Source organism: Azorhizobium oxalatiphilum (assembly GCF_014635325.1).
In the GTDB taxonomy this organism is placed as follows: Bacteria; Pseudomonadota; Alphaproteobacteria; order Rhizobiales; family Xanthobacteraceae; genus Azorhizobium; species Azorhizobium oxalatiphilum.
Window position 1 is genome coordinate 742,458 of record NZ_BMCT01000001.1, and the last position, 12,441, is coordinate 754,898.

The 12,441-nt window shown below is 68.5% G+C and carries 7 protein-coding genes; 4 read left to right on the forward strand and 3 right to left on the reverse strand.

Translation table 11 applies throughout. From position 1 onward, the window contains the following. Positions 1-143: 143 nt before the first annotated feature. Both IEW24_RS03370 and IEW24_RS03375 read right to left on the reverse strand, forming a co-directional pair. Positions 144-1,619, reverse strand: a complete 1,476-nt coding sequence (locus tag IEW24_RS03370) for a condensation domain-containing protein (RefSeq protein WP_210324120.1) — start codon at positions 1,617-1,619, stop codon at positions 144-146. Between the two features lie 39 nt (positions 1,620-1,658). After that, entirely contained in the window at positions 1,659-6,143 is a 4,485-nt protein-coding gene (locus IEW24_RS03375; RefSeq protein ID WP_244644121.1) for an amino acid adenylation domain-containing protein, read from the reverse strand. Between the two features lie 386 nt (positions 6,144-6,529). Here IEW24_RS03375 and IEW24_RS03380 point away from each other — a divergent pair, with 386 nt between their 5' ends. The 4 genes from IEW24_RS03380 (at position 6,530) to dhbA (ending at position 11,007) form a co-directional block, all read left to right on the forward strand. After that, positions 6,530-7,642, forward strand: a complete 1,113-nt coding sequence (locus IEW24_RS03380; protein WP_188575402.1) for an isochorismate synthase — start codon at positions 6,530-6,532, stop codon at positions 7,640-7,642. A gap of 64 nt (positions 7,643-7,706) precedes the next feature. Next, positions 7,707-9,335, forward strand: a complete 1,629-nt coding sequence (locus IEW24_RS03385) for a (2,3-dihydroxybenzoyl)adenylate synthase (protein ID WP_188575404.1) — start codon at positions 7,707-7,709, stop codon at positions 9,333-9,335. 15 nt (positions 9,336-9,350) lie between these two features. Beyond that, the gene (locus IEW24_RS03390; protein WP_188575406.1) at positions 9,351-10,229 is read left to right on the forward strand and encodes an isochorismatase; all 879 of its coding nucleotides are present in this window, start codon (positions 9,351-9,353) and stop codon (positions 10,227-10,229) included. Positions 10,230-10,251: 22 nt separating this feature from the next. After that, positions 10,252-11,007: a 2,3-dihydro-2,3-dihydroxybenzoate dehydrogenase gene (dhbA, locus tag IEW24_RS03395; RefSeq protein ID WP_188575407.1), complete on the forward strand. Its 756-nt coding sequence runs from the start codon at positions 10,252-10,254 to the stop codon at positions 11,005-11,007. Between the two features lie 39 nt (positions 11,008-11,046). Here dhbA and IEW24_RS03400 read toward each other — a convergent pair whose 3' ends face one another. After that, a complete protein-coding gene (locus IEW24_RS03400; protein WP_188575409.1) occupies positions 11,047-12,351 on the reverse strand; it encodes an NtaA/DmoA family FMN-dependent monooxygenase in 1,305 nt (434 codons plus the stop codon). Positions 12,352-12,441: the final 90 nt, after the last annotated feature.

The window sequence follows — 12,441 nt, forward strand, 5'->3', positions numbered from 1 at the left end:
GCTGCACAAAAGTGGGTCGTCATCCCCGGACTTGATCCGGGGATCCACGTCCCTCCGCATGTGACAGGCTGAAGTGTTGGCGACCGACAGCCGCACGCCCGGATTTCTCACCGTCCAGCGTCGGCCCGACGTGGATGCCCGGGTCAAGCCCGGGCATGACGCGCGTTTTGTGGCATAGGCGGCCCGCTGCTCACCAGCTCGTGCGCATGTCGGTCCTCTGCTGCTTCAACGCTTAGCATACGGCTCCTCACCTTATCGCCCGCACCGCCTCCCGCGCGCACGGCATCCGGATGCAGCGTGGACAGCGCCCGGCCGAGGTCCATCTCCGTCAGCGCCCGCAGGATGAAGGCCGGCAGGTCGCGGGCATGGCCGTGGAAGGCCTCGGGCGGCACCAGCGCCGGATCGGCATCGAGATTGAGCGTCAGGCCGCTGGCGTCATCGCGGCCCCGGAAGGTGACTTCGAAGCCGTCGCCCGGCCCGTTGGCCAGCACGTGGCGGGTGGCTTCGCAGCCAGCGAACACGGCGGGATTGAACGGCAGCACATTCACCAGCGGCGAGAACAGATAGCGCGCCCCGCGCCCGATGCCATGGTCGGCGGCCATCTGTTCGATGCGGTAGCGGCCGTGGCTGCGTTGCTTGCGCAGCACGCCGGCCATGCGGGTGAGATAGCCGCCCAGCGTTTCCTGCGCCGCCACGTCCACATGCAGCGGCAGGATGTTGACCAGCATGGCCGGCATGTGCGCGCCCACGCTGCCCCAGCGGCTCATGAAGGGCAGCCACAGGGTGAGCGGGCCATCATCCGGGCTGCGCGTGCGCCCAAGATGATGGGAGAGATAGGCGCCAGACAGGATCACCAGCAGATCCGGCCAGCCGATGCCGGTGCGGGACGAAGCCTTGCGAAGCGCGGCGCAGAAGGCTTCGGGAAGAGCCTCCTCATGCTCGAGCCCCGAGGAGCGATAGCCCTCGTCATCCTTGTGCACCACCGGCAGGCGGGTGGCGGGCGCAAGATAGTCCCGCCAGTAGGCGCTGTCGGCCCCGTGGCGCGGGCTGGCGCCATAGGCGGCCTCTTCGGCGATGAAGCTCTCGAAGCGGTGGAAGGGCGGGCCGGCATCGGCGCCGCCGACCAGATGGCCATAGATATGGGCACAGCGCTGCTCGATGAGGCTGATGCCGAAGCCGTCGAGCACGATGTGATGAGCGCGCAGATACCAGAAATAGCGCTTGTTCTCGACCCGCAGCAGCCATGTCACCGAGAGCGGATCGGTGAGGAGGTCGAGCGGCGCCTCCACATCCGCGCGCATCAAAGCGTGGGCGGCGGCGACGGGATCCTCCTCGCCGCGCACGTCCAGCATTTTCACCAATGGAATGCGCTCGGGATCGCACGCCTGCTCGGGCGTCGTGCCGCCAGGCGGCAGGCGGAAACGGATGCCCAGCACGTCGGATTCGCCCACGGCCTTGGTGACGGCGGCACGCAGGGCCGCGCCATCCACATCGCCCGCCAGATCGAGATAATGGGCGACGGTGGAGAGCGGCTGATCCGGCTGGAGCACATACTCCTCCCAGAAGTCGAGCTGCGGCAGCGTCAGGGGCATCCAGCCGGAGGCGTGCGGATCGGCCATGAGGTGTCTCCTCGTGTGGGGCGCGGCGGCGCGCGCGCGTCAGGCCCCGTGTGGAATGAGTTCGGCCACCTGCGCGGCGGAGCGGCAGCGCACGAGATGGCCGGGCGTGAGCGCGGTGCCGAAATCGGCATTGAGGCGGCCAGCGATGGCTTTGAGGTGCGAGGGCCGCAGGCCCATGGCGAGCAGATCGTTGCCGTCACCATTCCCGGCCGAGGGGCCGATCACCTCGCGATAGATTGCGGTGATGCGGGCGGATGGGCCGGCTGGGGGCGGCGCGGCTGCGGGCGCGGTGGCGGCCGGCGCGGGCGGGCAATCGGCCCCCAGCAGGGCGCGGGCCTGCGCGCGATCCGGCTTGCCATTGGCGGAGAGCGGCAGGGCCGCCACTTCAAGGAAGCGCGTGGGCACGTGGGATTCGGGCAAATGGGCGCGGGCGAACGCACGCAGCGCGGCGGACGTTGCCGTGCCGTCGCCCACATAGAGCAGCCCGATGCTGACTTCGCCCTGCCGTTCGGCGCCCACATCCACCACCAGCACCTGCCTCAGGGCGGGATGGCGGGAAAGCTCGGTCTCGATGTCGGGGAGCGAGACGCGCACGCCGCGCACCTTCACATAGCCGTTCACGCGGGCCGCGAAGATGAGCGTGCCGTCCGGCCGATAAAAGCCCTGATCGCCGGTGCGGAAGGCGCGCACCGGCGCGCCCGCCTCGTCCGCCACGGTGACGAAATCGGTCTGGGTGAGGGCGCCGTCCACCAGATAGCCAAGCGCCGTCGCCACCCCCGCCGTGTGGATGCGCCCGACCACATGCGGCGGGCAATGGTGGCCGGCGGCATCGAGCACGAAATAGCGGGTGGCGGGCAGGGGGCGGCCATAGGGGATGGGATCGCTGTCCTCCGGCGTGATGTCGTGCCAGATGCTCCAGATGGTGGTTTCCGTCGGCCCGCCGAGGGAGACAAGGCGCAGCGCCGGATTCATCTCCCGCAGTGCGTTGATGATCGTTGGCTTGATGTAATCGCCGCCCTGCGCCACCAGCCGCAGCGAGCGCAGACCATCGTCCCGGCGGCAGGAGAGCAGCATCTCCAGTATGGCCGGCACCGAGACCCACAGCGTGACGCCATGACGCTCCACCAGAGCGTTCCAGCCGATGGCATCCTTCTCTTCCGTCGCCGCCGGGATCACCAGCGCGGCCCCGGCGGTGAGGCTGCCGAAAACATCGAACAGCGACATGTCGTGATGCAGCGGCGTCACCGACATGAAGACATCGCGCGCCGTGACCTGCCAGTGCGCGAGCGTGCTGCCGACGACATTGGAGGTGGCGCGGTTCGACACCACCACGCACTTCGGCTTGCCGGTGGTGCCGGAGGTGTAGAGATAATAGCCCGGCTGTTCGCTCTGCGCGCGCTCTGGCAATGCGGCCATGAGGCCGGGCAGATCCACATGGGGCGCGGATGCCCGCAATGCGTCCGGCGTGGCGGCGGCAAAGCCTTCCACTGCGCCAGTGCTCACCACCAGAGCGGGGCGGCAGTTCTCCAGCAGGAAGCGTTGCCGGTCGGCCGGCGCGCCCGCGTCGATGGGCACGAAGACGAGGCCCAGCAAGGCGCAGGAGACGGTGAGCATCATGTGCGCCGGGCTGCGCGGCAGGGCCACCGCCACCACGTCGCCGGGCTTCAGCCCGCGCGCGGAAAGTCCGCCCATGATGCGGGAGATGTCGTCTCCCAGCGCGGCATAGGAGAGAGCCTCGCCGCCACAGATGAAGGCTGTGCCTGTGCGCGGGCCGGTGAACAGGTTTTCCGCGATGCGCGCCAGATAGTTGGAGCGGACGGCCTCCGCCTCGGTGCCGTTCAGGCGGTAATGGTCGAGGGCGATGATGTCAGCGCGGTCCAGCGCCAGCGTCTTGCGGGTGCGCAGCGCCGCCATGGCGCGTTCGCAGGCATCCAGAATCTGCCGCACCACGGCGGTGTCGATGGCGTCGCGGGCATGGTCGATGTCGATGCGCAGATTGCCCTTGGCATCGGCGGAAAGCCGCACGTCCACAGCCACTTGCGGCGTCTGGGTGAGGCCGCCGGCAAGGCGCATGGGCGCATCGGTGCCCAAAGTCTCCCACGACAGGCCGTTGGTGATCACCACCGGCAGCGGCACCGCATGGGCATTGTGGCTCACCAGATGGCGGCTGATGTCGATGCCGGAGAAGGCGAGGTGTTCCAGCCCCTCCAGCGTGTCCGTCTGCAGGCGCCGGGCGCGGTCCGCGAAGCTGTCCGCACCGGCCGAATAGGTGAGGGCGATGAAGGTTGAGCCGTTGCTGAGATGGCCCGTGGGCTGGGCCACGGGCAGGCCGACACACAGGGTGCCATCCTCGGTGAAGCAGGACAGCACATCGAGCAGCAGCGCGGTAAGCGATGTGTTGCGGAACAGGCCCTCGGCGGCGCTGAGCGCACCCAGCAGCGCGAGGTCGGAGCGCGGAAAGGTGCGGCTCTCGCGGGCATAGCGGCCGGCTTTCAGCGCCTCCAGCGGCTTGCGCCAGGGCAGGCGGGGCGGGCCTTCCACGTGGGCCAGCTTTCCGCTCCAGTAGGCGGCGTCCAGCTCGCGCCGGGTGGCGTCCGGCGGTTTGGGCGTGGGCGGGGCGGTGGGGGGCTCGGGCGCGGCGGGCGTGCCGGGGCCGAACAAGGCCACCATGAGATGGGCGATGGCGCGCCCGTCGAGGATCAGCGCATCGAAGCGCACGAACACCACATGGGCGTCCGCGCTCGCTTCCGTCTGCGGCAGATGGAAGAGAAGGACGTGCCAGGGGGCGCTTTCCAGATCGTGGATCTGGTGCGCGTAATCCTCGCGCATGGCGTCGATGCGCCGCCCGGCATCGGCGGGGGAGAGCATGCTGAGGTCGATCTCGTCCAGATGCAGATGCGGCTCGGCGCCGGTGCTCTGGGTGAGGGTGTCGAGATGGATGCGGGTGCGCAGGCCCGCATGCCGCGCCACCAGCGCGCCGAGGCGCGCGCGCAGAAGCTGCGGATCGAGCCTGCCGCGATATTCGCGGAACTCCTGCATGGCGACGCCGCCCAGCGGAAAATGCGTGCCGCGGCCCATGAGATAGGCCTGCTGGAGCGCATTGAGCGGGGTGGACATGGTGTCTGTCTCCGATGGGGTGTCAGGCGCGGCGGCTGGCTCCGGGGATGGGGCGGGCACCAGCTCCGGCGCGGCGCGGGCGAGCAGGCTTTCCCACGGCAGATCAAGCGCCTGCGCATCGGTCGCCACCAGCCGGGCGAGGGCCGTGTAAGCTGCGAACAGGCGGCTGACCCAGGCTTCGGGCAGCGCATCCAGCCGCACGTCCCAATTGATCAGAAGCCCGCCATAGGCGCAGACCACCTGCGCATCGAGGGCCACATGGGGGGCCTGCGAGACGGTCCAGGCCATCTCGCCGAAGACGCGGGTGACGCGCTCGGAGAACAGCTCGCCGCCGCTCATGTCGAGCCCGGCGGTGAACACCACGGGCGCGCCCTCCAGCGTGCCGCGATGGCGCGAAAGATCGCGCATCACGTCCACGCCCGCATAGGCGGAATGGGCAATCAGCGTGGCCATCTCCTCGCGGACGCGGCGGCACAGCGCCGCCGCAGGCTCCTGCGCGGGCAGCTCCATGCCGAGAATGAGCAGATTGGAGAATTCGCCGATGACGGGTTCGGCGTGCGCCCCATGCTCGGTGCGGTGGAACAGGGGCACGTTGACGCGGAAGCGGCTGGCCTGCGTGCCCGCGCCGAGCACCATGGCGAACAGGCCGAGCATCAGCGCGGACGGGGTGAGGCGGTGGCGCCGGGCGGCGGCCAGCAGCGCCTGCCGCTCGTCCGGGCTCAGTGTCGCGGCAAGACGGGTGCTGCGCGCCCCCTGCTGCGCGCCCGCGCCCGCCAGCCACGGCAAGGGCGGCGCATCGGGCACCTGCGGAATGCGCCCGCGCCACCACGCCTTGTCGCGGGCACGGCGGAATTCGTGCGCCGCATCGGCCTGCCGGAGGTCGAGGCAATCGAAATAGGTGGCGTCGGGCGGCCCATGCGGCGGCACGCTGTCCGGCGCGTCCTCATGGAACCGCGCCAGATCCTCCATGAGCAGGCGGAAGCTTTGCGGATCCACGGCGATCATGTCGCAATCCACATGCAGGCGGCAACGCCCGCCGGGCAGCAGGCTGAGCGCGAACTCGGCCACCTGCCCCCTGTCGAGCGCCAGTTTCTGGTGGGTGCCGGCCCGTCGCTTGCGCTCCAGCGCGGCATCCACATCCGGTGGCGTCCATCCGGTCATGTCCTCCACCTGCAACAGCGGATGATGAGTGCCGGGTGCGGCCACGCTCTGGCGGCCATCGGCCTGGATGCTGAGGCGCAGCATGGGGTGCGTATCGTGCAGGCGATCAAGAGCATGGCGCAGCCGCGCTTCCTCCAGCGCTGCGCCGTCGAACTCCACATAGAGATGCGCCGCCACGCCGCCGAGCGGCGCGGTGGATTGCCGGCCCACCCAATAGGCCGCCTGCATGGCTGTGAGTTCTCTCATGACCGACCTGGGTAGGGATAAGAATATCGCGGGGGTAAATTGTTAGCGCTGCCCGCATTGCGCTGTTGGTGAGCGCAGATTTTATGAAAATCCCCTCAAGTCAATCGATTCATCTGGCGAAATATCGACAATTTAATTGTAGGTTTTATAAACTACCCGCATAGTTTGCTATATATACCTTCGAATGCATTGAATCATTATAAATCAATTGAATGATGTTCTGATCATTTTGTTGATCTCGGACAAAATACTGTGATAGCTCCCCCATAGACTTCGCCAATGCACAATGGAGGTGAGGTATGAGAACAGCAGTGCTGGAGGCCTCTCAGGAAGCTTCACAGGAACATGCTTCGCAGGAACATGTGGCGTCCGCTGCCTGCGCGAAGATGTCGTTCAGTTCCGGGCAGGGGGAGTTGCGGGCCTTCGGGCAACGCGCCTTCATCAGTGTTCCCGCCAAGGGGGGGCAGGATCGGGCAGGGCTGTTCCAGCGCGCGGTGGATGCCGCGCTTGAGGAAGGCCGGCGCGCCGGGCAGAGCAATCCCGTCGTGGTCGGCGCCATTCCCTTCGATCTCGCCGAGCCCTCCTGCCTCTATGTGCCGGAGTCCTACGAATGGCGGGCCCGCCCGCCGCTCCAGAGCGTGCCGGCGGACGCAGGCATGCCCACGCTTCTTGATCAGAAGAGCATTCCCAGCGAGGCCGAGTTCAAGAAGGCGGTGGAGCACGCCATCGTCAATTTCCGCATGTGCGACGTGCGCAAGGCGGTGCTCTCGGTGATACGTGAGCTGCGCTTTGACGGCGCGGTGGATGTGGACCGCCTGCTGCAAAGCTTGCGGGCCCAGAATCGCGACGGCTACCAGTTCCGCGTTCCGCTGCCGGATGGCGCGCAACTGGTTGGCGTCAGCCCCGAACTGCTGCTGCGCAAGACGGGGGACACGGTGGTGTCCAATCCGCTTGCCGGCTCCGCCCGGCGCCAGCTTGATCCTGCCGCCGACCGGACCGTGGCCGACGCGCTCCTGATCTCGCCCAAGGATCTCTACGAGCACAAGCTGGTCATCGACGATGTCGAGCGCGTGCTTAAGCCTTACTGCACCGAACTCGACGTGCCCGCCGGCCCCTCGCTGATGAGCACCGCCGCACTGTGGCACCTCTCCACCCGCATCGAGGGGCGGCTTACCGATCCCGGCATGACGGCGCTCCAGCTCGCCTGCCTGCTGCATCCCACGCCGGCCGTCTGCGGCTATCCCACCGAGCGGGCACACAAGCTGATCCGCTTCGTGGAGCCGTTCGAGCGCGGCCTGTTCACCGGCATGGTGGGCTGGTGCGACGGTGAGGGCAATGGCGAATGGGTGGTCACGATCCGCTGCGGCATCGTGCAGGACGACAAGGTGCGCCTGTTCGCGGGCGCCGGCATCGTGGAGGCCTCGCAGCCCGAGGCGGAATGGGCGGAGACCCAGACCAAGCTCAGGACCATGCTCAACGCCTGCGGCGTTGCCGCCTGAGGCAAGGTTCCCGAGGCAAGGCCCCCGAGGCAAGGCGCCCCGCAGGGACGCGGAAGGATCAGACATGACGCTGGATTTCACCCGCTGGCCGGAGGCGGCCGCGCGCCGCTATCGCGAGAAGGGGTTCTGGATCGACAAGCCGCTCACGCGCATCCTCGACACGCAGGTGGCGGCGCGGCCCGATGCGGTGGCCCTCGTCTGCGGTGAGCGCGAGCTTAGCTATAAGGAGATGGACCGCCGCGCCTCCCATCTCGCGGCGCATCTGGCGGCGCGGGGGCTGGGGCCGGGCGATACCGCGCTGGTGCAACTGCCCAATGTAGCCGAGTTCTATCTGGTCTTCTTCGCGCTGTTGAAGATCGGCGTGGCGCCGGTGAATGCGCTGTTCAGCCACCGCAAGCTGGAACTGTCGTCTTACGCGCAGCAGATCCAGCCCCGCCTGGTGGTGGCCACGCGCCGCCACGAGCTGTTCGGCGACGATGCCTTCCTCGGCCAGCTGAAGGACATCTCGCCCGGCCTGTCGGAGGTGCTGCTGCTGGGCGAGGCCGAGCCTTCGCGCAGCCTGTCCCATGCTCTCGAAACGCCGGCCGCCGGGCCGGTGCCCTACGCGCCCACGGCGGCGGACGAGGTGGCCTTCTTCCAGCTCTCCGGCGGCAGCACGGGTACGCCCAAGCTGATCCCGCGCACGCACAACGATTATGACTACAGCGTGCGGGCCAGCGCCGACATCTGCCGGCTGGACCCCGACACGCGCTTCCTCTGCGCCCTGCCGGCCGGGCACAATTTCCCGCTGTCCTCGCCCGGTGCGCTCGGCGTGTTCCATGCCGGCGGGCGGGTGGTGATGGCGGCAAGCCCCGAGCCGCTCGCCTGTTTCGCCCTCATCGCCCGCCATGGCGTCACCATGGCGGCGCTGGTGCCGCCCGCCGTGGCGCTGTGGCTGGAGGCGGCGCCAAGGCATCGTGCGGATCTTGCTTCGCTCAAGCTCATGCAGGTGGGTGGCGCCAGCTTTGCCGAGGCGCTCGCCCGGCGCGTGCCCGCCGAGCTTGGCTGTGCGCTCCAGCAGGTGTTCGGCATGGCTGAAGGGCTGGTCAATTACACCCGCCTCGATGACACGGACGACAGCGTCTTCACCTGTCAGGGCCGGCCCATCAGCCCGGACGACGAGGTGCGCATCCTCGATGAGGAGGGGCGCGAGGTGCCGGACGGCGTGCCCGGCATGCTGGCCACGCGCGGCCCCTACACCTTCCGGGGCTATTACCGCAGCCCGGAGCACAATGCGCGCGCCATCGATGCGGATGGCTTCTATGCCTCCGGCGATGTGGTGGTGCGCACGCCGGAGGGCAATCTGCGCGTGGTGGGGCGGGTGAAGGACCAGATCAACCGCGGCGGCGAGAAGATCGCGGCGGAAGAGATCGAGGGCCTGCTGATGCAGCATCCCGACGTAACCCATGCAGGGCTGGTGGCCACCGAGGACGCGCTCATGGGCGAGAAGAGCTGCGCCTTTCTGGTGCTGCGCCAGCCGGGGGTGAATGCCGCCGCGCTGCGCAAGCACCTCATTGCCCTCGGCGTGGCTGAATACAAGCTGCCGGACCGTTTCCGTTTCATCGACACCATGCCGCTCACCGCCGTGGGCAAGATCGACAAGCAGGGGCTGCGCAACAGCTTCGCCCAGCCGGTCGCGTCTTCGCCTTACTGATCAGAGGAGGCTTCAATGGCCATTCCCTTCATCGCCGATTATCCCATGCCGCAGCCCGAGACCTTCCCAGCCAACCGCACCAGCTGGCAGCCGGAGCCGGCGCGCTCGGCTCTGCTGATCCACGACATGCAGCGCTATTTCCTGCGCTTCTACGATGCCAAGGGCGCACTGCTCCCGCGCCTCGTGGACAATCTCGCCCGCGTGGCCCGCTGGGCGCGTGCCAATGATGTGCCGGTGATCTACACCGCCCAGCCGCACGAGCAGCCCGCTTCCGACCGGGCGCTGCTCAATGACATGTGGGGGCCGGGAATCACGGTGGCCGAGCCCGACCAGCAGAAGGTGGTGGACGGGCTGGAGCCGCAGGACGGCGACATCGTTCTGGAGAAATGGCGCTACAGCGCCTTCGTGCGCTCCGATCTGAAGGCGCGTATGCAGGCTGCGGGGCGTGACCAGCTGATCATCGGCGGCGTCTATGCCCATATCGGCTGCATGACCACCGCCACCGATGCCTTCATGAACGACATCCAGCCCTTCCTGCTGGGTGATGGCGTGGCCGATTTCTCGGAAGCCGAGCACCTCATGGCGCTGCGCTACGTGGCCACCCGCAGCGGCTGCGTGATCGCCACCGAGAGCCTCGCGCCCCTGAGCCTTGCCCCGGAGATGGGCCTCAGCCGCGACTGGCTGATGGCGAAGATGCAGGCGCTGGTGGAGGACGGCTCGCCGCTCGATCCCGACGAGAATCTGATCTTCTACGGCCTCGATTCGCTCCAGGTGATGCGTCTTGCCGGCGAGCTGAAGGAACTGGGCGTGCCGGTGGGCTTCGACGAGCTGGTGCGTGTGCCCTCCCTCAACGGCATTTGGGCGCTGATCGAGGGCCGGCGCCTTGCGGCCTGAGACGGGTTGCGGGAGTGGCGTGATGCAGGTGCAGGACTTTTCCGGCCGGCGGGTGCTGGTCACGGGCGCTGCGAGCGGCATCGGCCGCCGTGTCGCCGAGCGTTTTCTGGAACGCGGCGCGGAGGTGGTGGGGCTGGATGTCTGCCCCGCCGCGGGCGACATCGGCTTCCGGCTGGAGCTGCTGGACCTCGCCGACCGGGAGGCGGTGGATGGGTTCTCAACCCGCCTTCAGGCGGAGACGCCGCGCCTCGACGTGCTGGTGCATGCGGCGGGCGTGCTGCGCATCGGCGCCGCCGACGCGCTGACGCCGGAGGACTGGGATGCCTGCATGGGTGTCAACGTCACCGGCGCCTTCAATCTGCTGCGGCGCTGGATTCCCCAGTTCCGTGCCCAGCGTTCCGGCGCTATCGTCAATGTGGCGTCCAATGCCGCCCACGTGCCCCGCGTGGGCATGGCCGCCTATTGCGCCTCCAAGGCGGCGCTGGTGAGCTTCAGCCATTGCGTGGGGCTGGAGCTGGCGGCCTATGGGGTCCGCTGCAACGTGGTCTCGCCCGGCTCCACCGATACGCCCATGCTGCAGGGCATGCTGAAGGATCCGGCCAATGCCGCGCGGCTGATCAGCGGCCTGCCGGAGCAGTACAAGCTCGGCATTCCGCTGGGCAAGCTGGCGACGCCGGATGATGTGGCGGATGTGGTGCTGTTCCTGGCCTCCGATCAGGCCGGGCACGTGACGCTTCAGGATGTGGTGGTGGACGGCGGGGCGACGCTGGCGGCGTGAGAGGGAGGGCGGACCGATGGCCCGTCCTCCCCTTGGGCTCTACCCTTGCAGATGCTCGAAGAACGTCGTGCCCGTATAGTCCTTGCGGAACAGGCCGGCTTCCGTGAGGCGGGGCACCAGATCGTCCAGCACCAGATGCATGCAGTCCACCGAGCCGCCGGGCGTGGCGATGAAGCCATCGATGGCTCCGGCCTCGGCCCAGGCGCGGATCTCCGCCAGCGCATCCTCCACCGTGCCGATGATCTGCCAGTGACCCGAGCCCGCCACCTCGGGCCGCAGGAACAGATCCGCACGGGTGGGCGTCTCGCGCAGGATGGCCCGGCGCAGCAGATCGGAATGGGTGCGGCTGCGCACCCGCTCCGGTGGCGGCGGAAGATCGGTGGCGCTGATCGGGCGGTCATCGGGCCAGTCGGAGAGATCGAGGCCGGTCATTTCGCAGATGATCGCGAGCTTGCGGGCGATGTCCGCCCCCGCATGGGTTTCGGCGAACAGCGCCTGCGCCTCGGCGCGGGACGGGGCCAGATAGAGGCTGAGGCCGGGCAGGATGCGGATGTCGCCGGCCTTGCGGCCCGCTGCCTCGGCGCGTCGGCGCAGATCGCTACGCACCTCCAGCGCCGCCTCCCGGTCCGGCGCGGAGATGAACACCGCATCGGCCACGGAAGCCGCGAAGGCGCGCCCGGCCGGCGATGCGCCGGCCTGCACCAACGGGATGGGCGCATCGCTGAAGGCGGGCAGGTTGAGTGGCCCCTTCACCTGAAAGAAGCGGCCCTCGTGGTCGATGGGATGGACGCGGGCCGGATCGCCATGGCGGCCCGTGGCGCGATCGGTCAGCAGCGCGCTGCGCGGATAGCTCCCCCAGAGCGCGCGTACCACATCGGTGAATTCGGCCGCCTGCGCATAGCGCTCGTCCGCCGAGGGCATGGATGCGAGGCCGAAATTGGCATGCCCTTCCAGCGCGGTGACGATGTTCCAGCCGGCCCGCCCGTTGCTGAGCCAGTTCAGGCTCTGGATCTGCCGCGCCACCACATAGGGCGGGTAGAAGGTGGTGGACATGGTGGAGAGCAGGCCGATGCGCGTGGTCTCCTGCGCCACCGCCGTCAGCAGGACGGTGGGATCGAGCGCGGCGAAGGCCGAGCCCTGCTCCAGCGCCGGCGTGTTGAGGAAGAGCGTGTCGGGCCGGAACACGAAATCGAGCTTCGCCGCCTCCGCCCGGCGGGCGATATCCACATGGAAGGCTGCGGAGAAGATGCCCTCCACTTGGCTGTCGGGTCGGCGCCAGCCGGCACCGTTGAGCCATGTCGGGGCCAGCGTCATGCCGATGTGGAGCGGCTTCAGGGTGCTCATGGTTCGCCCTTCCGGGTGCGATGACGCCGGGGCGGGCGGCGTGAGGAGAAATTGGCGCGGGGCCGGATCGTGACGAATGCCGGCGCTGCG